We start from the raw sequence: 21971 nt of genomic DNA, 5'->3' as shown, positions 1-21971 counted from the left end.
CCTGTCCGTTGTCATGCGGACCCGGACGGCCGCACATCTTGGCCGTCCGTCTTTCGATTCCGGCTATCGGTCGCCCGGCGAGATGGTCGTCTCGACCAGCTGGACCAGCACCTCGGCGAAGCCGGTTCTGGCGCTCCAGAACGCGGTCTCGCGGTTGATTCCCGGTAGTTCCTCGTCGTTCCCGAGCACGCTCAACAGCAGGATGTCGTCGTCGCCGAGCAGCGCGCGGCCCGTGTGCTCGTCGTTGACGCGGTGGTCCGTCGCCGGCTCGATAGCCCGGATGGCGTCGTGGTCGTCGTACAGCGCGCGGACGGCGGGGTCCTCGCTGAACACGACGACGGCGAGCCCGTCGTCGGCGCGCTCGCGCAGTGCGGTGTCGATGTCCTCGCCGACGAGTTCGGGTGACCGGGCGGCGAACAGCACCGAGCGCTCGGCCCGCCGTATCAGGTCGGCCGCGCGGTCCGCGATGCGGTCCTGCCCGCGCACCATCCAGATGTCCTCCTGCTCCTCCTCCTGGTCGGGGCCGAACTCATCGCGGACCGTCTCGACGTAGTCGAACGCCCGTTCGGACTCGTGCTCGAACCGCTCGCGCAGCGTCGAGCGCGCCTCGTCGATGCTGACCGCGCGGTACTGGATGGGGCTCGACTGCTGGACCTCGACCAGCCCACGGTCCTCGAGGCTCTCGGTGACGCTGTACACCTGCGACCGCGGCACGTCCGTGACCCGCGAGACGTCGCGTGCGGTGCCGGTGCCGAGCTTGTGCAGGGCGATGAACACCTTGCCCTCGTAGCTGGTGAGACCGAGGCGTTCCAGCGACTCGATGGCGTCGTCCTCGTCGACAGACATCACTCTTCCCCGTCGAGCCAACGGTCGTACAGCGATTCGAGTTCGTCGGTGGTGAGCTCGCCGTCGCTCGCGAGGTCGCTGGCACGGTCGAGCGTCTCGCGCGTGACCGGGCCGTCGAGCGCCTCGCGCAGGAACGGCGTCGTCACCGTCAGCGCGGCGGGGCCGTCGAACCCGGTCTCGCCGGCCGCCGAGGAGAGCGTCGCGTCGAACGGTAGCTCCTCGCCGGCGGTCGCGCCGGCCGGGACGGTCGCCTCGTAGGTCAGCGTCAGCTCGGTCGGCTCGTCGAACTCCCAGGCGACGTACAGCCGGCGGCCGACCATCGAGTACGAGGTCGGCGTCGGCGAGAGCGTCGTCACGCGCCCGCCGCTGCCGGGCACCGTCTCGGAGAGCACGACCCGCCCCTGAGCGTCCTCGACGGCCAGCGTGACCTGGAAGTCGGTGCCGGGCTCGGGACGTTCGTCGGAGACCGTGCGGGTAGCCGTCGGGGTGTCGTCGTCGTCGACTGCGACCCCGGCCGCGGCCGCACTCCCGACTGCGGCCGTGTCGGGTGCCTCGTCAGGTGATTCGGCGTCCGTGACGGCCGACTCGCCGTCGTTCGTCGTCTCGCCCGTGGCGGTCGCAGTCTCCGCTTCGGTCGCGTCGTGCAGGTCGCTCCCGTCCCCGCCGAGGTCGAGGTCGTTGGAGGGGACGGCCTCCGCGGACGCGGACCCTGCCGCGTCGCTCGACGTGCCGGACGTGGCGTCCGACTGCGCCGTCGCGGGCTCGGCCCCGGCCGTCGCGTCGGCCTCACTGGTCTCGCCCGGCGTGGTCGCGGGGTCGCTCGTCTCCGACTCCACCGTCGTCGGGTCGTCGGTCCCGCCGTTGGCAGTGGCCACGGCGTCGCCGACGCCGTCGTCGTCCGTGTCGTCGTCGAACATCGACTCGGTCTCCTCGGGGCCGAGGTAGCGCTGCCAGACGATGAGCAGGCTCGGCAGCACCAGCACGCTCGCGAGGAACGCGTAGATGATGGTGAGCGCGGTGATGACGCCGAACTGCTGGAGCGCCGGGAAGATGGCGAAGCTCAGCACGCCGAAGCCGCCGACCGTGGTGGCGGCGGAGCCGAGCAGCGCGCCGCCCGTGCCGGTGATGGTCGTGTCCATCGCCTCCCACTTGGTGTCGCGGCGGCCGAGTTCGAGGTTGAACCGCTCGGAGACGTGGATGCTGTAGGCGACCCCCAGCCCGACCGTCAGGCTCGTGATCATCCCGGTCAGCACGTTGAACGGCATCCCGATGAGGTACATCGTCCCCAGAATCCACGTCACCGAGAGGGCGACTGGCAGCAGGGTGACGATGCCCAGCGTCGCGCTCCCCTCCGTGACCCGGTAGGCGATCATGAGGAACGCGAACACGGCCACGAGCGTGATGACGAGGCTCTGGATGACCGTGTCGAGCAGCTGGTTCTGGACGACCTCGTTGACGACCGGCGAGCCGGTCGCGATGACGGACACCGAGTTGCCGCCGTCCTCGATGGCGGTCGCGATTGCACGCATCTCCTCGGTCTGCTCGGTGGTCGTCGTACTGGCGTCGGTGGGTACGACCAGCCGCATCGCCGCGTAGTCGCCGCTCTCCGTCCGGTAGATGACGTCGGCGGCCTGCTGCGGGGCGACCTCGAACAGCCGGTCGTACAGCGCCGTGACGTTCTCCTCGGGCACGCCGTTCGAGCCGAGCGAGGCCCGATAGCTCTCGTTGAAGCTGGCGTTCTGTGCCGCGACCGTCTCCATGACCGTCAGCGGCGAGCGATAGGCGACCTCACCGGTCGCGCCGACAAAGGGCGTCTGGTAGGTGCTGCCATCGCCGAGCAGTTCCTGTTGCTCGTGCAACGCCTGCAACGTGGCGGGGTCGTCGATGCCGGTTCCGTCGCCGCCGGCCTTTATCAACACCTGCGCCTGCGAGTCCTCGCGCTGGAAGTTGTCGTTGACGTAGTCGAGGTTGGACTTCGCCGTGTACTGTCCGGGGACGAACGGTTCGGGCAGGTCGTACATCCAGCTCGGCGGCTCGTCCGCGATGAAGTCCTCGTTCTGGAACGACGTGTCGACCTGCGTCGCGCCGGCCGCGCCGCCGACGGAGAGCAGCAGCGCGACGAGGATGACCGCGACGGGCGCCTTCTTCGCGAGGGTCGACCCGACGCCGAGCACCTGGCTGAAGCGGCCACCACCGGTCCCGAACGCGCGCTTCTTGCGGTCCCAGCCGAGGCGATTCTCGAAGAAGCCGTCGAACTCGACCTTCAGCGCGGGGATGAACGCGCCGAAGACGACGAGTGCGGCGACGATACCGACGGAGGAGACCACGCCGAACTCCTGGATGGGCGCGAGCGGGCTCGTCAGGTTCGAGAGGAACCCGATGACGGTCGTCGCCGTCACCCAGATGAGGGCGATGCCGACGCCGGCCAGCGCGTAGCTCATCGAGCCGCGCACGTCACTCGGCGTGTCGTCGTCGAGGCGCTCCTCGCGCTGGCGCATGAAGATGTGGATCGCGTAGTCGATAGACAGCCCGATGAGCAACACCGGGACCGCGATCATGATCTGGTTGAACGAGATGCCGCGGTAGCCCATGAACCCGAACGTCCACGTCAGCACCACGCCGATGCCGAACAGCCCGAGCACGATGTCGAGCGCGTCCCTGTAGGCGATAGTGAGCGTGATGAGGACGAACAGGATGGCGAGCGGACCGACGATGGCGAGCGAGTCCTCCATCGACTGGTTGATCTCGTTCGAGATGATGCCGAAGCCGAAGACGAGGTAGTCCTCGCCGGAGTCCACGTCCTGTGCGTACTCCTGCATCTTCAGCTGGGCGTCGATGGTCGCATCGCTGACGCCGGCGCCGCCGGCCACGTCGCTACTGGACTGTGCCGCCTGCTGGATGACCATCGTCCGTGCGCTGGCCTCGGTCGAGCCGGGCGTGTAGCCCTTCTCCATCAGTCGGACAGCCTGCCCGGCGAACGGCGAGTTACCGCCCTCACCGCCGCTGTTGCCCAGAACAGTCCCGAGTACGGAGTCGAGCTCCGACTCGTTCAGGGACTCGAGCTGCGCCCGCTGCTCGGCGAGCGTCGGCGTCGGGGCGTTCTGGAGCGCGGCCTGCTGCTCCTGGAACGCGGCGAAATCCGCCTCCAGCGCCGCGCCGCGCTCCTTGAGCGAGTCGCGTCGCTCCTGAAGCTCGGCCGCGCGCTGCTGGAGGGCCTCGCCCTCATCATCGAGGGCGCTGTACTGGCTCTCGAGGACGCCGACGGTCCCGAGCCGGTACGCCTGCTGGACTGCCGACTGGTTCGTCGCGTTGCGGATGTCCTCGCCGGCCTGCTCGAAGACGGCGTACTGCGTCTCGTTCAGCGTGACCGAGCCGTTCGGCTCGACCCCTTCCCACTCGGTCCGGATGCTCGCGTTGGGGTTCCGCCGAACCTCGCCGAGCGCCGCCTCGAGCTGGGCGGCCGTCGCGTTCAGGCTATCGCTGCGCTGCTGGAGTTCCGTCCGGTCCGTCTGAAGCCGCTCGAAGGCGGCCTCCAGCTCCGCCTGGTCCTCCTCTAGCTGCTGCTGGCGCGCCTGAAGCTGTGCGCCCTGGGCCTCCAGCTCGGCGATGCGCTCGCCCTGGATGGACGCGATTGCGACGATGTTCGAGACGCCGACGATGGGTCGCTCGTCGATCAGCGTCGCGTTGATCTCGTCGTCGTCACGCAACGTCCGCTGAAACTCGAGCGAGCGGAGCAGGGAATCCTTCGAGAGGACGTTTCCGTCCTCGCTCCGTACGATGACCTGCGTGGTCTGTGTCTCCTGCTCGCCGCTGGTGAAGTTCTCGCCGATGTAGGTCTGTGCGGCGGCCTCCGGCGTGTCACTCTCGAACTGACTGAGGCCGGACTCGCTGCTGACGCTGCCCGCCCCCGCGCCGAGGACGACTGTCATGACCAGCATCACTGCGATGATGACCTTGCTGTACGACGTGATTCCGTCCGTGAGCCGGCGTAGCGCCTTCATTCGGCGCCCTCCGTGCCGCCGGCCTTCCTGTGTATTCGAAGCATAACGACAGTGGTGTTGTTATGACGCTACTAACAAACTCCCTGAGATAAAGCTGTCGCTACCCGAAGAGGAAACCGGACGCGAGGTGGCCATCGTTCACTCGATTGTCAGCGAGAGCATGTCCTCGGCGAACCGGACGTCGCCGTCGTAGTGTTCCGCGATGGACGACAGCATCGCCTCGTGCTCGCCGGTCGTGTGCGGGTAGAGGTGCGTGAGGTACACCCGGCCGATCTCGTGGCCAGACAGCGCCCGTCCTAACTCCGACGGCGTCGGGTGGTTGTCCACGTCGACACCGTCCGGGAACGAGCAGTCGTGGGCCAGCACCGCCGCGCCCTCCGCGAACTCGGCGAGCCCCGCGAAGGCCTCGCTATCGCCCGAGAACGCGAACGCCCCGTCGAACTTGTAGGCCAGACACGGTAGCGAGTGGCGCACCTCGAACCCCTCGACCTCGAAGCCCGCGACCGAGAACTCGTGTGGCCCTACCTCCCGGACCGTGAGGTCCACCCGGCCGTCGAGGTAGTCGTGGACGTCGAGCAGCCCGTCCACCAGCTCCTTCGTTCCGGTGGGCCCGACGACCTCCAGGTGTTCCTCGCCGGCCAGCCAGCGCGCCTTCAGCAGCGCCATCAGGTCCGAGACGTGGTCGAGGTGGTGATGCGTGAGCAGCACCGACGAGACACCCTCGTAGCCGACGTTGGTGCGTGCCAGCCGGTGGAGCGACCCCGCCCCACAGTCGACCAGCAGCGGCTGCTCGTCTCCCTCCAGCAGGATGCCGGTCTGGTGGCGGTCCGCCGTCGGCATCGCAGTCCCGGTTCCGAGAAACGTGACGCGCATACTCGGGTTCGGGACGGCCACCGTGAAATGTGTGCCGCCACTCGTTCGACTTCGGTGGCGGCTTTCGTTACGACTGGGCTGGATTAGCAACAGCCAGATAGCTCCTTCATCAGCATCAGGAACGGCGCTTCCGGCAATCGGTGGAGCTGCTGGCGGTGACAGCGGACAGAACAGCCCGCACGCCACAGGGATGGTCGGACGGTATGCCCCCGCCGAAGTTTACGACAGACGTAAACGCCTCGTCGCGACGGCTCCGACGGTCGCGCCTTCTCGCAGCGATTCACGAACGACTCGCGAGGGCAAAGGCACTTGCCGGTCCGCCCCTCAGGAGCTACCAATGGACGCGAGGGCGTTGCTCGCCGACCTGGACGGGTTCGAGGGCGACCCCGAGACGGTCGGCATCGACGACGAAGACGTGTTCGAGCTGCTGGACCCCGCCGTACAGGAGTGGTGGGTCGAGCAGTTCGGCTCGTTCGTCCCCGAGAACGGCGGCTTCTTCACGCCGCCCCAGAAGGGGGCCATCCCGCACGTACACGCCGAGGAGAACGCCCTCATCTGCGCGCCGACGGGCAGTGGGAAGACGCTGGCGAGCTTCACCGCCATCCTGAACGAGCTGTTCGCCAGAGAACGCGAGGCCGGTCTCGAGAACTCGGTGTACTGCCTGTACGTCTCGCCGCTGAAGAGCCTCGCGAACGACATCCACCGGAACCTGGAGGAGCCGCTGTCGGGTATCCGCGAGATCGCCGAGGAACGCGGCGAGCCGGTGGGCGAGGTACGCCACGCCATCCGCCACGGCGACACCGACCAGTCCGATCGACAGAAGATGCTGCAGGAGACGCCACACGTGCTGAACACGACGCCGGAGACGCTGGGTATCCTGCTGAACGCGCCGAAGTTCCGCGAGAAGCTCCGGACCGTGGAGTACGTCGTCGTCGACGAGATCCACAGCCTCGCGGAGAACAAGCGCGGGACACACCTCTCGGTGTCGCTGGAGCGACTGGAGGCACTGGCGGAGCACTCGCCGACGAGAATCGGCTGCTCGGCGACCATCGACCCGCTGGAGGACGTAGCCGAGTTCCTCGTCGGGAACGACGTGCCGGACGACCCGGACGCCGCCGACGGTCGAGGCGGGTTCCCGGAGCCCGAGCCCCGGGACTGCGAGATAGTCGACACGCGTTTCGCCCGCGAGTTCGACCTCCAGCTCACCTGCCCGACGGACGACCTCATCGACACCCGTCGGGACGTCGTCACCGAGCGGTTCTACGGCCAGCTGCACGATCTCATCCAGGCGCACACGAACACACTCGTGTTTACGAACACGCGGTCGGGGGCCGAGCGCGTGCTCCACCGGCTCAGGGAGCGCTTCGACGGCTACGACGAGGCGAACTCGGGCTGTCACCACGGCAGCCTCTCGAAGGAGGTCCGCGAGGACGTGGAGTCGAAGCTGAAGTCGGGCGAGCTGGACGTGGTCACCTCCTCGACGAGCCTCGAACTCGGCATCGACATGCCACACGTCGACCTCGTGGTGCAGGTCGGCTCGCCGAAGTCGGTCGCGGCGCTCCTCCAGCGCGTCGGCCGCGCGGGCCACCGGGTCGGGCAGACCGTGACCGGGCGGGTCGTCGCCCTCGACCGCGACGAGCTCGTCGAGTGCGCGGTGATGCTGAAGAAGGCCGACGAGGGGTTCGTCGACAGCGTCGACGTACCCGAGCGTGCACAGGACGTGGCTGCCCAGCAGGTGTACGGCATGGCCATCGCGGAGATCAGACCGGAGCGGGAGGTCCGGCGCATCCTCCGGTCGGCGTGGCCCTACCGCGAGTACGGCGAGGCCGAGTGGGAGCAGCTCATGCGCTACCTCACCGCCGACTACGACGGGCTGGAGGAGAAGAACGTCTACGCGAAGGTCTGGCGGGACACGAACGACGCGCCATCGGGCGAACATCACTACGAGGAGTACCCGGTAGGAGAGCACCTCGTCGGGAAGCGCGGCCGGCTCGCGCGGGTCATCTACATGACGAACGTCGGCACCATCCCGGACTCGTTCACCTGCGACGTGTTCACCCGTGGCAGCGACGAGTGGGTCGGCCAGCTCGACGAGGAGTACCTCGACACGCTCGAATCCGGTGACGTGTTCGTGCTGGGTGGCCAGCACTTCGAGTTCCGGTACCGTCGCGGCTCGAAGGTGTACGTCGACCCGACGAGCGCCGCGCCGACCGTACCGTCCTGGTACTCCGAGCGGCTTCCCCTCTCGTACGACCTCGGGCGAGAGATAGCCGCGTTCCAGGGCGAACTGCTCGACCGGCTGTCCGAGGGCGGTGCCCCGGCGGTCCGACACTGGCTCCGGGCGTTCCCACTGGACGACAACACCGTCCGAGCGGTCACCCGGATGTTCGAGGAACAGGTCGCCTACGCCGGCGTCGAGAGCGTCAGCACGAGCGACCGGCTCGCCGTCGAGGAGGTCGTCGACCGGAACGACTACGAGCGCCGCTACCACGTCCACTCGACGTACGGTCGGCGCTTCAACGACGGGCTCTCCCGTCTGCTCGCGTACCGCTGTGCCCAGGCGACGAACGCGAACGTCTCGGTCAGCGTCGCAGACAACGGGTTCACGCTCTCGATGCCGCTGAACCGGAAGGTCGACATCGCGGGCATCGTCGAGAGCCTCGATGCGGGCGACGTGCGCCCCGACCTGCGGGCGAGCCTGCAGGGTACCGAGCTGCTCCAGCGCTACTTCCGCATCGACGCGACGCGCTCGCTGATGATACTGAAGCGGTACAAGGGGTACGAGAAGTCCGCGAAGCAACAGCAGGTCTCCAGCGAGATGCTGCTCGGTTTCGCCGAGGACCTCGACGAGTTCGCGGTGATGGAGGAGACGTACCGCGAAATCCTCGAGGACAAACTGAACGTCGCGGCCGTACAGGCGGTCGTCCGCGCCATCGCGGCCGGCCAGATACAGGTCACCCACACGCGCGTCGAGTCGCCGACGCCGCGGGCGTTCGGGCTCGCCACGCTGTCGGCCAGCGACGTGGTCCTCGCGGAGGACGAGAGCGCGGTGCTCCAGGAGTTCCACGAGCGCGTCGTCGAGGCCATCGGCGACCAGGCGAGCGGCGTGGACGACCTCGCCGGGACTATCGAGTAGTCGCGTCGGTGGCTGGTGGCGTCAGCGGGACCAGCAGGGGGAACGGAAGGACGCGAGTCGACGTGGAACGCTACCCCATCATCCCGGTCGAGACGATGGGACAGTTCACCGTCGCCGCGTTGTTGTTCAGGATGTTCGCGTCGCTGGCCGACTCGAGGTCCGAGACGCTCTCGAAGTCGGCGTTGTCGTAGACCGCGACCTGCCAGAGCGGGGAGTAGCCGTCGTCGCCGGGGAGGGTGGCGACCACGTTGTGGGTCTGACTGCTCCCCATCTCGGTCATGAACCCGGAGGCGGGACCGCCGCCGTCCATCCCCGGGTTCGTGTTGAACGCGACGAAGATGGGCGAGAGCGGGACGGACCCGTCGGTCACCGTCAGCGACGCCTCGCCGAAGGTGAAGTAGTGGACGACCTGACCGTCGTACCAGCCCTGTACCAGCCCGGTGTCGCCGTCGCCGGCCCGCTTCGTCGCGGTCGAGCCCTCGGGGACGATGGGACAGTTCACAAGCATGTCGGTCGCCTCGACGTCGTAGCCGCTGTCCATCAGTCCGGCGGCACTCGTGATGGTGTTCGCGGTGTAGTCCTCGGGGACGGTCACACGGTGGACCTGCCAGAAGTCGTTGTAGCCGTCGTCGCCCGGGACGACGCCGACGACGTTCGGCTGGCCCTCGACCGGGGTGTCCTCGCCCTCGTGGAACAGCACGTAGATCGGAGCGGGTGCGGTCGCCTGTACGTCGAAGTTGTAGTACTCGACCGGCTCGCCGTCGGGGGCGAGCCCTCGGGTGATGAACGGTGCCTGGTCGAAGTCGATGGGTTCGTCAGGGCCGGGTAGGTCGTTCCCGTCGGACCTGACGTGCAGGGTGCCTGCGGACTCGCTGAACCGGTCGACCGCGGCGACGGGTGCGGAATCGGGGTCGGTGGGTTCCGCCATCATCTCCTCCTCGGTGGTGCTCATGCCGTCGGTCATGCCCTCCGTGGTCGACATGCCGTCGGTCATCTCCTCGGTGTCGCTGCCCGACGAGTCGCCGCCGAGACAGCCGGCGAGACCCGCGAGTCCAGTCCCTGCGGTCGCTGCAACGAAGCTGCGTCTGGTGTACGGTGAGTTCGACATTCCATCCGTGGAGAGGCCGAGCCACTAGAAGAGGATTGTTCGAGATTCGGACAGACTCTCTCCGGAGTGGGTGGCAACTCCGTCCGGAGTGGTTCTAGAATTCGGGTCGAATCAGACGGCGATCTCGGGGCTCTCCCGGTGCCCCGTCAGCCGGCCCGCGACGAAGCCGAGCAGGTAGCCGTAGGCGATGTGGGTGGCGACCGACGTGACGACGAACACCGCGAGGTCCGCACCGGAGTACCTGGTGCCGAACGCGACGGCGAAGCCGGTCCAGAGCACGAGTGCGAAGACGATGCCCTGCTGTGAACGGGTCCCACCCGGCAGGTACGCGCCGAGGGTCGCGAACGTGAGCGGCCAGGCGAGCGCCCCGGCTCCGAGGAACATCGCCATCCCGAGGGCCACGTTGTCGGCACCGACGCCGGCGAGTTCCGCGAGCGTCGCGAACACGCTGATCTCCGGCGCGTATATCGCGTTCACCGCGAGCAGCACGCCCGTCATGACGGTGGTGCCGACGATACCGCCGGCCACGGCACCGATCGCGGCCCGGAGTTCGTCGTCTCGTTCGGCCGTCCGATCGAACCCCTCGTTCTCCTCTTCTGCACCCGAGTGACTGCTTGCCATGTCACAACATACCACCGCCACGAATATAAACGATTGGCCGCGCAGACGAATGTGTTCGGTACGCCGTTTATTCGGCACTCACGTCGCTCGACCTGCGATGCGTCGGACGACGGCGAAGGCGTCGAGTCGGTCGAGCGCCGCGGGGAGCGCGAGGATGGTCGCCACGGTCGCCACACCCAGGACGAACTGCGCCGGCCGGTTCGTCTCCAGTACGACCCTGCCTGCTAGCAGGCCGACCGCGAGCAGGATGCCCACGGCGAACAGGAACGCCAGCTCGGCGCGGTCCCGGGCGTCGGAGAGCGGCGTGACCGTCCGACACGCCCAGACACCGCCGAGGCAGGAGCCGAGCAGCGCCACCGTCTGGGGGTCGCCGTCGGAGACGAGGACGGCCGGCACGGCGACGACCGCACCGAGGCCGTAGCCGACCGCGGGCTGGTCGCGCCAGAGCCAGTGTCCGGCGGCGAGGACGGCCAGGCCGAGCGCCGCCCCGACGAGCACGTCCCCGAGATAGTGGACGCCGAGGACGATCCGCGAGAGACCGACCGAGAGGGAAAGCAGCCCCGCCGCGAGCGCCTTCGGCGGCTCCTCGAGCCAGTCGAACTCGAGGGCGAGTCCGCCGTAGACGACGACACCGGCGATGGCGTGACCGCTCGGGAAGCCGTAGCCGTCCTCAGCGACGAGCATGACCGACTCGGGTGGGCGCGGCATCGCGAAGACCTCCTTCAGGAACAGCACGAGCGCGAACGCGAGGAAGGCGTAGCCGGCGACCGTCGCGGTCTCCTCGCGGCGGTAGCCCCAGTAGACGAGCGCCAGCAGCACCGTCAGCAGGCCGGGGTTCCCGAGCGCAGTCACGCCTGCGTACACGTCGACGAGACCGTTCGGGAACGCCGTGCGGATGGCCTCGCTGGCGGCCTCCAGTCGAACCATACCTTGCACGTTCCCCGGCCGTGAACTGAACGCTTTCGCTTTACCGGTCCGCCCAGTCGACCATCCGGGCGTACACTTCGTCGGTCGAGAGCGTGTCGCTGTCGCCGACGAGGACGAGCGAGCGCTTCGCCCGGGTCAGCGCGACGTTCACCCGCCGGTAGTCCTCGAAGATGGGGCTGTCGAGGTCTCCCGAGGCGACAAAGGAGACGACGATGACCTCCTTCGCCGACCCCTGAAAGCGGTCGACCGTGTCGACGGCGACGCCGTCGGGCACGTCACGGGTTATCTCGGCGACCTGTGCCCGGAACGGCGCGATGACGCCGACCTCCTCGGGGCGGAGCCCGGCCTCGAGGTGGGCGTCGACGACCCGACGGACCTCGGCGGCCTCCACGGCGTCGGTGTGGCGGCCGTCGTCGCCCGGTGTGTCGACCATGGAGACGCCGCCACGGAGAGCGTCGGGGAGCGCCGTCACGTCCACGTGGTCGAGGTCCGCGAGGGAGCGCCCGGCAACCTCGCCCGTCGCGGGTCGGAGCTTGCCGTCGTAGAACTCCCGCGACGGGAACGCCTGGATGCGCTGTGACATCCGGTACTGCCGGTCGAGCAGCACACCCGCTTCCGGGTGGGTGTCGATGAGGCGCTCGAACAGCGACCGCGAGAGGTCGGTGTCGGCGCGGATGACCGGTGGGAGCTGCTGGTGGTCGCCGACGAGGACGAACCGGTCGGCGAGGTTGACCGCCGCGAGCGTGCCGGGCTCGGTGAGCTGGCCGGCCTCGTCGACGAGCGCCACGTCGAACTGCTGTTCGCGCATCACCGTCGAGCCGCAGGTGGCGGTGGTCGCCGCGACGACGCTGGCGTCCTCGAGTTCGGCGGCGCGCTCCTGCGGGTCGCCGTGACGACGGAGCCGGAGGTCCTGCATGTCCTCGCGGACGCCCGACTTCGTCCCGATGCGGACGATGTCGCCGAGGTCGTCGTCCTCGAAGCCCGTCTCCCTGATGGCCTCCAGTGCGTTGTCGACCGCACGGTTCGTGAATGCCGAGAGGAGGACCCGCTCGCCGCGCTCGACCATCGCCCGGACCGCCTGCGCGATGGTGTAGGTCTTCCCCGTCCCGGGTGGGCCGTGGATGAGCGCGCAGTCGTCGGCGGTGACGGCCATGCGGACCGCTTCGTCCTGCGCGTCGTTGTTGTCGACGAACGTCTCGTCCGTGGATTCGAACGCCGGCGATTCGCGCCCGAACAGCACGTCCTTCCGGCGCTCGTCGCCCTTCAGCAGTGCGTCGTGGACCGCCGTCAGCAGCCGCGACGGGCCGATGTCGGAGGGGTAGACGTCGAGGCGATGCACGTCGACGGGCTCGTCGGCGGTGAGGATTATCTCCTCGTCGCCCAGGCGTTCGACCGTCGCGAGTTCCGAGTGGCCACGGACGGGGTCGCCGTCGCTCGCGAGCACGTAGTCGCCCTCGCGGATTTTCGAGACGGCGGCGGAGGTTCGCCGGGCCGTCAGCTCCCAGCGGCCCGCCGGCAGCTCGCGTTTCGCGACGGGTTCGAGGTCGACGAGCGCGCGGTCGTCGTCGGCGCGCTCGGCGGCGGTCTGCCCCCAGAGCTTCACGAACTCGTCGTGGGCCGCGCCGCGCTCTGCCTCGATGGCGTCGTAGGTCCGCTCGAAGTACGCCCGCTCGTCCTCGGGGAGGGCGGTGCCGATCTGGCCGGCCTTGGACTCCTGGTCCAGCCGCCCCGAGACGACCATGCAGGTGTCCTGCTCGAAGCAGTACTCGCACCTGGCGTCGGCCTCGTAGCCCGTCGGCACGTCGGCGTCGAACTCCATCGCGGCGATCTCGTTGCGCGCCCGGACCACGAACTTGAGCAGGCCGTCGCCGATGGAGAACTCCTTCGCCGGCGAGAAGTCGCCGGTGAACTCGTCGCGGTCCAGCGCCTCGTTCTTCGTGTACAGCAGCGTGCCGGTGTCGGCCGGCACGCCGCGTTCCTGGAGCAGCAGCGCGTACGCCGCGGCCTGTATCTTGTCGTGGAACCGCGGCTCGCTCTTGAGGTTCTTCCCGGTCTTCAGCTCGACGGGCTGGCCCCGCCGGATAGCGTCGGCCCGCCCCTTGATGCCGAACGTCTCCGAGACGAGCAGACGCTCGGAGCGCCACTCGTCCTCGTCGGCCAGTCGCCCCTGCTGGAGCCAGCCCGCGATGGCCTGGGCGTTCTGGGCCACCTCGCGCTCGACGTCCTCGGCGGTGTAGTCGAGCAGGCCGAGTTCGAGCGCCTGCTCCGCGACGCGGTCCTCGACGGCCTCGTCGAAGTCACGGCCGCGGAGCAGGTCCCCGAACACCTCGTGGACGACGGTCCCCTTCACCACCGGGTAGGCGAGCGGGACGCTGGAGAGCTTGTTCAGGTAGTACATCCGGGGACACTGCACCCACTGGCGCACGTCGGTCACGTTGACGAGGAAGTCCGGCTCGACGACGACGTACGAGTCACCGGTCGTCGAGAACGAGCGCTCGCCCTCGTACTCCTCCCGTTTCGGCTCGGTGACCAGCAGCTCCATCCCCGGTTCGAGCACCGCTGCGGTCTCGGTCCAGCGCCCCCACAGCGTGACCGTCGTCGGGGTGTCCTCGGGCCGTTCGAGCCCCACCTCCACGAGCTCGCTCGTGCCGTGGCTCGTGTCGACCGACCGTTCCTCCCCGACCGTCGTGACGATACCGCGAACGCTCACGTCCACCCCTCGGTCGTCCCCGTTGATAAACCCGGCGTGGCCCGCGGACCCTCGTCGTGTCGGGGTTTGATATAGGCTGCGAGAGAAACCTGAGAGCATGTCACAGTCGGACGACGGCGTCCCGGTGCTCACACCGGCCGCCGACGCGCTGGAACGAGTCGTGTTCGCTCCGTGGTACCGGTGGTTCGTCCGCGGGCTCCTCGTCGCGGCCGCGCTCGTCGCGCTCGTCCATCTGGTCCGGGCGACCACGGACGCCCTGGCACTGTCGGCCAGCAACAGCCAGCTGCTCTCACAGCTCACGAGCGTCGTCGTCACGCTGTTCGTGCTCGCCGGCGCGCTCCAGTTGCTCCTCGTCGCCCGCGGGGTCCGCCGCCGCGAGGAGACCGTCGCCGAGTCCGCAGCGGGCGTCGAGCAGTCCGCCGAGCAGGTCAGAACCGCCGCCGAGGAGCTGGAGGAGACTGTCGAGCAGTCCGTCGAGGAGACCGGCGCACCCGAGGAGACCGCCGAGGAGATCACGGGCCGCGCGAAGCACGTCGAGGAGCAGGCCGACGAGGCCAAAGAGACCGTCGAGGGCGTCAAGGACGAGCTGCAGGGGCCGGGGAACGAGGAGAACTGACTCCGCGTCGCGACACCTGTCACGACTCTCGGGCACCGATACGTTCTTGCGACAGTACGAACTAGCCCCGTCCATGCGCGTTCGAGACTGGGACGACATCGTCGCGGACGTGGTCGATTCCGGAGCGGACCCGGAGGGCTGGCGTGCGGTCGCGGGTGACCGCGCGAACGGCCTCGGCGAGGACCTGTATCTCGGACACCCCAACAGCGGCGTCTATCACCTGAAGACGTACGCGAAGAACCCGTTCGAGGTCCACGGCGTCGGAACGCAGGTGGCGCGACGGCTGGACGACGAACTGGCGCCGCTGTTCCCGACGAAGACCGACGGGAACCGCTTTGCGGTGCAGTCCCCGCCGGAGGACGAGGACGAGGCCGAAGACGCGGCGAAACGCCTGCAGGCAGTCGTGGAGGCGCACGCGGACGCGCCGACGACGCCGGGCGATTTCTTCGACGACGTGATGGACGCACTCGACAGCCCGGCGTTCGGACCGATGGAGTTCGACAACTACGACCGGCCGGAGGGGCTTGACGACCTCGCGACGACGTTCGAGGACGCCGAGACGGTGCTGGACGCCGAACTCGACGACGTCATCGAGGACGACGGGGTCGACCGCGGCTTCATGTGACGGCGGGCCGGGTCGACACTCCGGGGAACGGGGGTTTCAAACCCGCCCAGGCCGTTGCTGGAGGTATGACTCCGGAGGAGACCGTTCTGGACTACTACGAGGCGCTGCGCCGGGGCGAGCCGCTGTACCCGTACTTCGTCGAGCGCGCGGAGACGTGGAAGGCGGCGATCAGCACCCAGTACAGTGGTTACGACGCGGTGAGCGAGGCGCTTCGGGAGCAGAGCCGGACCACGGACGAGTGGACCGTCGAGAGCGAGGCGCTGTCGGTCACCGGGCGGGAGGGGCTGGCGCTGTTCGACGACGCGGTCCGCCTCGCCTGGACGGACACGCTAACGGGACAACGCCACGGCTTCGATTCGCGCTGGAGCGGAGCGCTGGAGCCTCTCGACGGGAACGACGAGGAGTGGGGATTCATCCAGATGCACGTCTCTGCGCCGCGGTCGATCTGACATGGTCGGTCCATCGATGACCGACGAGGACCGCGAGAACGGGATGCAACGCATCCGGTACACGTTCGTCGTCATGGTCGCTGCGTCGGGCGCGCTCGTCGCGCTTCAGGCGGAAGCGTCGCTGGCGGTCGTCGCGGCGGCGGCGGCCGGCGGGGGTCTCGTCGGCGCGCTGCTGTGGTGGTACCTCGTCAGTACGTTCCAGTCGGCACAGCAGGAGACGGAGTCTCGGTCGCGGCGGTAGCGGCGCGTTCCGGCGACGGCGGTAGTCAGACGCCGACGCGCCTGGCCCACGCACCGGGGTCGTCCAGCTCGTCGTCCGTGGGCAGGTGCTCGGGCGATTCCCAGACCGCGCCGGCCGCCTCCAGCCCGCGCAGGGCGGCGACCCCCTCGAAGAACTCCTTGCCGCGCTCGTACTGCTGGCGCTTGAGTCCGAGTCCGAGCAGCCGCTTCGCGAGCTTCGAGATCGGTCCGCCGGACTGTCTGCGGGCGTCGACTTTCGCGCGGAGGTCGGCGTACTCGTCGTCGAAGGCGTGGTCCATCAGGAGTTCCGCGTAGCCCTCGACGACGGTCATCGCGACGTTCATCTCGCGGAAGGCCTCGCGGTCGAAGCCGCCCTGGGAGAGGTCATCGAGACCCTCCTCCATCCGGTCCTCGAGGTAGGACGAGAGCCAGGGGGCGGCCCCGAACTCCGCGGCGTGGGTCACCTCGTGGAAGGCGATCCAGCGGCGGAATCGGGGGAAGTCGACCTGCAGGTCGGCGGCGACCTGCTGGATGTTGGGGTGGACGAAGTAGAGCGCGTGGTCGGCATCGGCCTCGTCGGCGAGCAACAGCGGGTCGTACTGGCCGAGGACGTTCCGCGCGAGAAAGCCGAGCATGAACGACATCGTGCCGGTGTTCACCGTGCGTGCGACGCCGGGGAGGAACTCCGACTGCTGGTCCTCGAGCGGGCCGAGCACCCGGCGGAACGTGGCGACGTTCGCGTCGATCCAGTGGTGTCGGTGCTGTATCTCGATGGCGTCCGGCACGTCGAACTCGACGGCGGCAACCTCTCGGACGCGGTCGCGGGCGTCCCGCACGTCGGTCGCGTAGCCGGACCGCTCGGCCTGGGTCAGGTCGACGGAGCCTGGGTCGGTCCCGGCGCGGGCCGCTTCGACGACGGCGTCCCAGTCGATGGCACCCTCGCCGTCGCCGGAGGATGCGACCGCCCGGACGCTATGGAAGAGGTTCACAGACCGGATTGGGACCGCGCACGCAAAACCTTTCTGTGTGCTGGAAACGCCTCTACTCCTCGATTTCGACCATCTCGGGCTCGAAGTCTTCGGTCTCGGCCACCTCGCCACCGCCGAGTGCCTTCTTGACGCCGACCGCGAGGAGGGCGAGCAGGACGAGTCCGACGAGGACCGCGACGGGGCTCGGGCCCGGGAGTCCGGTGGACTCGGCGTCGTCTCCCCGGTCGATATCGACCTCGTCGTCACCGGCCTCCGACACCTCGGTGGCTTCCTCTTCGTCGTCACCACTACCGAACGTGGGACCGAAGCTCGTGTCGCCGTCGAAGTGGAGTTCGAACAGTGTAATCTCCATACGAATCAGTTCTTCGACAGGCAACTTAGCGGTTGTGCCTCGGCAGATGGGGACCTGGGTACTGTCGCTGTGTCCGCCGCGTCGGCCCGTTCGGGACCGTCGGGTTCAAACGGGGGCCGTCCCATCGACCGGTATGGACGAAATCGAACGCGAGTTCCTGATGGAGCTTCTGGAGACGCCGAGTCCGTCGGGCTACGAGACGCGGGGGCAGCGGACCTGGGTCGAGTACGTCGAGCAGTTCGCGGACGAGGTACGGACGGACGCCTACGGCAACGCCGTCGCGGTCGCCGAGGGGAGCCCTGACGCGCCGGCGGTGGCCTTCACCGGCCACGCCGACGAGATCGGGTTCTCCGTCAACCGCATCGACGACGACGGCTTCCTCCACCTCGCACCCATCGGCGGCTCCGACCGGACCGTCTCGAAGGGCCAGCACGTCACGGTCCACACCGGTGACGGTCCGGTGTCTGGCGTCGTGGCACAGACCGCCATCCACCTCCGCGACCGCGACGGGGACGAGTTCGAGGATATCACCCAGCAGACCGTCGACATCGGAGCCGCGGACGGTGACGCAGCGCGCGAGACCGTCGAGGTCGGTGACCCCATCACCTTCTCCAGCGGCGTCGAGGAGCTCATGGAGAGCCGCATCGCGGGCCGCGCACTGGACAACCGTGTCGGTACCTGGGCGGCCGCCGAGGCGCTCCGCCGGGCCGTCGAGGCCGACGTCGACGCGACGGTGTACGCCGTCTCGACCGTCCAGGAGGAGCTGGGCACCCAGGGGGCGAAGATGGTCGCCACGGAGGTCGACGCCGACGCGGTCGTCGTCGTGGACGTCTCCCACGTCTCGGACTACCCCGGCGGGAAGGCCGACAGGGCCGGCGACACTGCGCTCGGTAGCGGTCCCATCGTCGGTCGTGGCGGCGCGAACCACCCGGTCGTCGCACAGGCCGTCCGGAAGGCCGCGGCCGACGCGGACATCGACGTGCAGCTGCAGGCCGACCCGAACGCGGGCGGCACCGACGCGCGCTCGTTCTACACCGCCCGCGGTGGCGTCCCGACGCTGAACCTCGGCGTCCCGAACCGGTACATGCACACGCCGGTCGAGGTCATCGACACCGACGACCTCGACGCCGTCGCCGACCTGCTCGCCGCCTTCGCCGACCAGAGCACCGAGTACGAGACGTTCGCGGTGGACGTGTAGAATATCCAACACGCCGTCCGCGACTCGGTACGTTTATCAATGCGTCGGCAGGCCGTGTGAGTATGAGTGAATCGAGTGGCAGGCCGCTAGACGTGCTCGAGGCCTCCGTCGGCGAGCAGGTCACGGTTCGACTGAAAGGCGGCGAGGAGTACGACGGCGAACTCACTGGCTACGATCAGCACATGAATCTCGTGCTGGACCGAGGCGACAACACAACCATTATACGCGGCGATAACGTCGTTTCGATAACTCCATGACTGGTGCAGGAACCCCCTCCCAAGGCAAGAAAAACACCACGACGCACGTGAAGTGCCGACGGTGTGGTGAGAAGTCCTATCACGTGAAGAAAAGCGTCTGCTCCTCGTGTGGCTTCGGCAAGTCCGCCAAGCGCCGCGACTACGAGTGGCAGTCGAAGGCCGGCGAGTAACTCCCGATTCTCACTCGCGTTCTCCACCGACGACGAGCCCTTGCTCCGTGTACTGCAGTTCCGATTCTATGCAAGAACGTGAATACATCTGCCCTGGGAAGCGTTCAGGAGAACACAACCACGGGGATTTTTACCGTCCGGAACCTGACCCTCTCACATGACACACGGGTCGGGGCAGTCCCCGCACCGGAGCGGACCAACCGAGAAATGCGGCGTCGTCGGCGTCGCGCTCGACGACCGCGCCGCCGCGCGGCCGCTGTACTACTCCCTCTACGCGCTCCAGCACCGTGGGCAGGAGTCCGCGGGCATCGTCACCCACGACGGGTTCCAGCAACACGACCACGTCGAGATGGGGCTCGTCGGCGACGCCTTCGACGAGACCGACATCGAACGGCTCAACGGCGACTCCGGCATCGGCCACGTCCGCTACCCGACGGCGGGTAGCGTCGACAAGTCCTGTGCGCAACCGTTCACCGTCTCGTTCAAGTCCGGCTCGCTCGCGCTCAGCCACAACGGGAACCTGGTCAACGCCGGGGAGATCCGCGACGAGCTGGCGGGGCTCGGACACGCGTTCACCTCCGACGGCGACACCGAGGTCATCGCCCACGACCTCGCGCGGAACCTGCTCGAGGCCGACCTCGTCCGCGCGGTCAAGCGAACCATGAGCCGCATCCACGGCTCGTACTCCCTGACAATCATGCACGACGAGACCGTCCTCGGCGTCCGCGACCCGGAGGGCAACCGCCCGCTCTGCATCGGCGAGGTGGAGGACGGCTACGTGCTCGCCAGCGAGTCCGCCGCCATCGACACGCTCGACGGGGACCTCGTCCGCGACGTACGGCCCGGCGAGCTCGTCGTCCTCCACGAGGACGGCTCCGGCTTCGACTCCTACCAGCTCGTCGAGCAGGAGAACACCGCACACTGCTTCTTCGAACACGTCTACTTCGCCCGTCCCGACTCCGTCATCGACGACGAACTCGTCTACGAGGTGCGACGCGAGCTCGGCCGCCACCTCTGGGACGAGTCCGGTATCGAGACCGACGTGGTGATGCCCGTGCCCGACTCGGGGCGCGCGTTCGCCTCCGGCTACGCCGAGGCAGCACAGGAGGCGGGTGCCACCACCGAGTTCGCGGAGGGGCTGATGAAGAACCGTTACGTCGGCCGTACGTTCATCATGCCTACCCAGGACGAGCGCGAGCGTGCCGTCCGCCTGAAGCTCAACCCCATCAAGTCGACCGTCGAGGGCAAGACCGTCACGCTCATCGACGACTCCATCGTCCGTGGCACGACCTCGACACAGCTCGTCGCCCTGCTCAAGGACTGCGGGGCCGAGGAAGTCCACATGCGCATCGGCGCACCGCCCATCGTCGCCCCCTGCTACATGGGCATCGACATGGCCACGCGCGAGGAGCTCATCGCGGCCAATCAGGACGTCGACGACATCTGCGAGGCCATCGAGGCCGACTCGCTCTCCTACCTCTCCATCGACGCCGTCGCCGACGCGCTGAAACGCTCCCGGGCGGACCTCTGTCTCGGCTGCGTCACCGGCGAGTACCCCTACGACATCGAGGGCGAGTCGACCGACAGGGACGTCGAGCGCCCGGTCATCGAGGGACAGGACCTCGCCGCCGACGACTGAGACGGCTCCCTCGTCCCGTGGTACCACACGTGGTCCTTCGCTTAAGTGACCGGCGCGTGACCGTTCGTTCATGCCCGGAGCAACCTTCCTCGAAGGCGACAGCGTCGACCTCTGCACCATCGAGAAAGACGATGTGGCGTTCGTCACCGAAGCCCTGAACCACCCCGAGGTACGGGTCCCGCTCGGCATCGCCGAGCCGAAAAACGAGACACAGCACGAGGAGTGGGTCGAGGAGGAGGTGGCGAGCGACGACGGCTTCAACCTCCTGATCGTCGCCGACGACGAGCCCGTCGGCGTCATCAGCTCGAACTGGATGAGCGAGCGCCACGGCCACGCGGTCATGTCGGCGTGGCTGGCGGCCGACGCCCAGGGGCAGGGCTACGGCACTGACGCGACGAGCACGTTCGTCGACTTCCTCGTCGACGAGCGACGCATGGAGACAGTGCGCGCTGAGGCGTTCGCGTTCAACGAGAAGTCCAACGCGATGCTGCAGTCCATCGGCATGGAGCGCGTCGGCACCATCCCGAACTGGGCGTTCGTCGACGGCGAGCACCACGACTCGCACATCTACGCCGTCACGGCCGACCAGTGGCGAGACCGGAACTGATCAGTAGGCGCTCGCCGGCACCAGGTACAGCATGACGTAGACGACCGTCCCGAGGACGAACGAGACGAGCCAGAGCGGGGCGGCTATCTTCCCGACCTTCGGATGTGCCGTCTCGGAGAGCTCGCTCATCGGTCGGGTCACTGCGAGCAGGAGCACGTAGTACAGCAGCGGGATACACGCGATGGCGAGTACCATGTGGACCGCCAGGATGCCGAGGTACGCCAGCTCCGCCACGCCCGACCCCGGGAACGTGTTCGGCCCCTTCAGCGCGACCTTGTAGAGGTAGAGCGCGAGGAATGCGACGAACAGGACGACGCCAGTCAGCATGAGCTTTCGGTGGCGGTCGTACTGCTCCCGCTTGATAGCTCGGAGGCCAGCGAGGATGACGACGACGGCGACGACGCTGATGACCGCGTTCACGTGTGGAATCGCCTCAAGCAGCCACTCCGGCGCGGCCGGGAGCAGCGCCTTCGGGATGAGCTGTCGCGCGGCGCCGAACACCAGCCCCAGAGAGACGATGGAGAGGACGGCTGTCACCGCCGGAACGTTCCGCTTGACCGTCTGTTGCATACCCGGGTCTCGGGGCGGGACACCCAAAGCCGTTACT

The 21971-nt window shown here is 68.2% G+C and carries 20 protein-coding genes; 10 read left to right on the top strand and 10 right to left on the bottom strand.

The window, feature by feature from the left end:
• Nucleotides 1–63 precede the first annotated feature (63 nt).
• The 3 genes from NO978_RS02465 to NO978_RS02455 form a co-directional block, all read right to left on the bottom strand.
• On the bottom strand, nt 64–846 hold the full coding sequence (locus tag NO978_RS02465; RefSeq protein WP_257297928.1) for a TrmB family transcriptional regulator: 783 nt from the start codon (nt 844–846) through the stop codon (nt 64–66).
• A complete protein-coding gene (locus tag NO978_RS02460; RefSeq protein WP_257297927.1) occupies nt 846–4847 on the bottom strand; it encodes an MMPL family transporter in 4002 nt (1333 codons plus the stop codon). The genes NO978_RS02465 and NO978_RS02460 overlap by 1 nt, the downstream gene beginning before the upstream one ends.
• Nucleotides 4848–4985: 138 nt before the next feature.
• A complete protein-coding gene (locus tag NO978_RS02455) occupies nt 4986–5720 on the bottom strand; it encodes an MBL fold metallo-hydrolase (RefSeq protein ID WP_257297926.1) in 735 nt (244 codons plus the stop codon).
• Nucleotides 5721–6057: 337 nt separating this feature from the next.
• Between NO978_RS02455 and NO978_RS02450 the strand changes: the two genes are divergently transcribed.
• Nucleotides 6058–8856 carry an ATP-dependent helicase gene (locus NO978_RS02450; RefSeq protein WP_257297925.1) on the top strand — a complete coding sequence of 933 codons (2799 nt, stop codon included), beginning with the start codon at nt 6058–6060 and terminating at the stop codon, nt 8854–8856.
• Nucleotides 8857–8926: 70 nt separating this feature from the next.
• On the opposite strand, the gene NO978_RS02445 is transcribed toward NO978_RS02450, so the two are convergent.
• The 4 genes from NO978_RS02445 to NO978_RS02430 form a co-directional block, all read right to left on the bottom strand.
• Complete coding sequence (locus NO978_RS02445; RefSeq protein ID WP_257297924.1) at nt 8927–9964, bottom strand: hypothetical protein; 1038 nt, start codon at nt 9962–9964, stop codon at nt 8927–8929.
• Nucleotides 9965–10075: 111 nt separating this feature from the next.
• Nucleotides 10076–10585, bottom strand: a complete 510-nt coding sequence (locus NO978_RS02440) for a DUF6789 family protein (RefSeq protein WP_257297923.1) — start codon at nt 10583–10585, stop codon at nt 10076–10078.
• A 78-nt stretch (nt 10586–10663) separates the two neighbouring features.
• Nucleotides 10664–11512 carry a phosphatase PAP2 family protein gene (locus tag NO978_RS02435; RefSeq protein ID WP_257297922.1) on the bottom strand — a complete coding sequence of 283 codons (849 nt, stop codon included), beginning with the start codon at nt 11510–11512 and terminating at the stop codon, nt 10664–10666.
• 40 nt (nt 11513–11552) lie between these two features.
• Nucleotides 11553–14222 (bottom strand): AAA domain-containing protein, encoded by a 2670-nt coding sequence (locus tag NO978_RS02430; protein WP_257297921.1) that lies wholly within the window; start codon nt 14220–14222, stop codon nt 11553–11555.
• A gap of 97 nt (nt 14223–14319) precedes the next feature.
• On the opposite strand from NO978_RS02430, the gene NO978_RS02425 reads away from it, so the two are divergent.
• The 4 genes from NO978_RS02425 to NO978_RS02410 all read left to right on the top strand — a co-directional run bounded on the left by NO978_RS02425 (nt 14320) and on the right by NO978_RS02410 (nt 16153).
• The gene (locus tag NO978_RS02425) at nt 14320–14838 is read left to right on the top strand and encodes a hypothetical protein (protein ID WP_257297920.1); all 519 of its coding nucleotides are present in this window, start codon (nt 14320–14322) and stop codon (nt 14836–14838) included.
• 73 nt (nt 14839–14911) lie between these two features.
• Nucleotides 14912–15463 (top strand): hypothetical protein, encoded by a 552-nt coding sequence (locus tag NO978_RS02420; RefSeq protein WP_257297919.1) that lies wholly within the window; start codon nt 14912–14914, stop codon nt 15461–15463.
• A gap of 65 nt (nt 15464–15528) precedes the next feature.
• Complete coding sequence (locus NO978_RS02415; protein WP_257297918.1) at nt 15529–15912, top strand: nuclear transport factor 2 family protein; 384 nt, start codon at nt 15529–15531, stop codon at nt 15910–15912.
• Between the two features lies 1 nt (nt 15913).
• The gene (locus tag NO978_RS02410; RefSeq protein WP_257297917.1) at nt 15914–16153 is read left to right on the top strand and encodes a hypothetical protein; all 240 of its coding nucleotides are present in this window, start codon (nt 15914–15916) and stop codon (nt 16151–16153) included.
• Between the two features lie 25 nt (nt 16154–16178).
• Here the strand turns inward: NO978_RS02410 and NO978_RS02405 are convergent, their stop codons facing one another.
• Together NO978_RS02405 and NO978_RS02400 are read right to left on the bottom strand one after the other, a co-directional pair.
• Nucleotides 16179–17141, bottom strand: a complete 963-nt coding sequence (locus tag NO978_RS02405) for a zinc-dependent metalloprotease (protein ID WP_257297916.1) — start codon at nt 17139–17141, stop codon at nt 16179–16181.
• A gap of 52 nt (nt 17142–17193) precedes the next feature.
• Nucleotides 17194–17493, bottom strand: a complete 300-nt coding sequence (locus NO978_RS02400; RefSeq protein ID WP_257297915.1) for a hypothetical protein — start codon at nt 17491–17493, stop codon at nt 17194–17196.
• A 133-nt stretch (nt 17494–17626) separates the two neighbouring features.
• Here NO978_RS02400 and NO978_RS02395 point away from each other — a divergent pair, with 133 nt between their 5' ends.
• From NO978_RS02395 to NO978_RS02375, 5 genes are all read left to right on the top strand, one after another.
• Nucleotides 17627–18691 (top strand): M20/M25/M40 family metallo-hydrolase, encoded by a 1065-nt coding sequence (locus NO978_RS02395; RefSeq protein ID WP_257297914.1) that lies wholly within the window; start codon nt 17627–17629, stop codon nt 18689–18691.
• Between the two features lie 62 nt (nt 18692–18753).
• Nucleotides 18754–18948, top strand: a complete 195-nt coding sequence (locus tag NO978_RS02390; RefSeq protein WP_256297427.1) for an LSM domain-containing protein — start codon at nt 18754–18756, stop codon at nt 18946–18948.
• Nucleotides 18945–19118: a 50S ribosomal protein L37e gene (locus NO978_RS02385; protein ID WP_089735067.1), complete on the top strand. Its 174-nt coding sequence runs from the start codon at nt 18945–18947 to the stop codon at nt 19116–19118. The genes NO978_RS02390 and NO978_RS02385 overlap by 4 nt, the downstream gene beginning before the upstream one ends.
• Before the next feature lie 157 nt (nt 19119–19275).
• The gene (gene purF, locus NO978_RS02380; protein ID WP_257297913.1) at nt 19276–20757 is read left to right on the top strand and encodes an amidophosphoribosyltransferase; all 1482 of its coding nucleotides are present in this window, start codon (nt 19276–19278) and stop codon (nt 20755–20757) included.
• A gap of 70 nt (nt 20758–20827) precedes the next feature.
• On the top strand, nt 20828–21364 hold the full coding sequence (locus NO978_RS02375) for a GNAT family N-acetyltransferase (RefSeq protein WP_257297912.1): 537 nt from the start codon (nt 20828–20830) through the stop codon (nt 21362–21364).
• On the opposite strand, the gene NO978_RS02370 is transcribed toward NO978_RS02375, so the two are convergent.
• Nucleotides 21365–21934, bottom strand: coding sequence for a DUF420 domain-containing protein (locus NO978_RS02370; RefSeq protein WP_257297911.1), 570 nt, complete (start codon nt 21932–21934; stop codon nt 21365–21367).
• Nucleotides 21935–21971: the final 37 nt, after the last annotated feature.

The organism is Haloarchaeobius sp. FL176, assembly GCF_024609245.1.
GTDB lineage: Archaea > Halobacteriota > Halobacteria > Halobacteriales > Natrialbaceae > Haloarchaeobius.
This window is presented reverse-complemented; position numbering and strand designations above follow the sequence as displayed.

What these genes read in the sequence shown, in the direction of transcription:
- NO978_RS02370 (WP_257297911.1), bottom strand. Translation starts at nt 21,934, where the DNA reads ATGCAACAGACGGTCAAGCGGAACGTTCCGGCGGTGACAGCCGTCCTC.
- NO978_RS02410 (WP_257297917.1), top strand. Translation starts at nt 15,914, where the DNA reads ATGGTCGGTCCATCGATGACCGACGAGGACCGCGAGAACGGGATGCAA.
- NO978_RS02400 (WP_257297915.1), bottom strand. Translation starts at nt 17,493, where the DNA reads ATGGAGATTACACTGTTCGAACTCCACTTCGACGGCGACACGAGCTTC.
- NO978_RS02445 (WP_257297924.1), bottom strand. Translation starts at nt 9,964, where the DNA reads ATGTCGAACTCACCGTACACCAGACGCAGCTTCGTTGCAGCGACCGCA.
- NO978_RS02425 (WP_257297920.1), top strand. Translation starts at nt 14,320, where the DNA reads ATGTCACAGTCGGACGACGGCGTCCCGGTGCTCACACCGGCCGCCGAC.
- NO978_RS02395 (WP_257297914.1), top strand. Translation starts at nt 17,627, where the DNA reads ATGGACGAAATCGAACGCGAGTTCCTGATGGAGCTTCTGGAGACGCCG.
- NO978_RS02385 (WP_089735067.1), top strand. Translation starts at nt 18,945, where the DNA reads ATGACTGGTGCAGGAACCCCCTCCCAAGGCAAGAAAAACACCACGACG.
- NO978_RS02455 (WP_257297926.1), bottom strand. Translation starts at nt 5,720, where the DNA reads ATGCGCGTCACGTTTCTCGGAACCGGGACTGCGATGCCGACGGCGGAC.
- NO978_RS02375 (WP_257297912.1), top strand. Translation starts at nt 20,828, where the DNA reads ATGCCCGGAGCAACCTTCCTCGAAGGCGACAGCGTCGACCTCTGCACC.
- NO978_RS02450 (WP_257297925.1), top strand. Translation starts at nt 6,058, where the DNA reads ATGGACGCGAGGGCGTTGCTCGCCGACCTGGACGGGTTCGAGGGCGAC.
- NO978_RS02435 (WP_257297922.1), bottom strand. Translation starts at nt 11,512, where the DNA reads ATGGTTCGACTGGAGGCCGCCAGCGAGGCCATCCGCACGGCGTTCCCG.
- NO978_RS02440 (WP_257297923.1), bottom strand. Translation starts at nt 10,585, where the DNA reads ATGGCAAGCAGTCACTCGGGTGCAGAAGAGGAGAACGAGGGGTTCGAT.
- NO978_RS02415 (WP_257297918.1), top strand. Translation starts at nt 15,529, where the DNA reads ATGACTCCGGAGGAGACCGTTCTGGACTACTACGAGGCGCTGCGCCGG.
- NO978_RS02465 (WP_257297928.1), bottom strand. Translation starts at nt 846, where the DNA reads ATGTCTGTCGACGAGGACGACGCCATCGAGTCGCTGGAACGCCTCGGT.
- purF (WP_257297913.1), top strand. Translation starts at nt 19,276, where the DNA reads ATGACACACGGGTCGGGGCAGTCCCCGCACCGGAGCGGACCAACCGAG.
- NO978_RS02390 (WP_256297427.1), top strand. Translation starts at nt 18,754, where the DNA reads ATGAGTGAATCGAGTGGCAGGCCGCTAGACGTGCTCGAGGCCTCCGTC.
- NO978_RS02420 (WP_257297919.1), top strand. Translation starts at nt 14,912, where the DNA reads ATGCGCGTTCGAGACTGGGACGACATCGTCGCGGACGTGGTCGATTCC.
- NO978_RS02460 (WP_257297927.1), bottom strand. Translation starts at nt 4,847, where the DNA reads ATGAAGGCGCTACGCCGGCTCACGGACGGAATCACGTCGTACAGCAAG.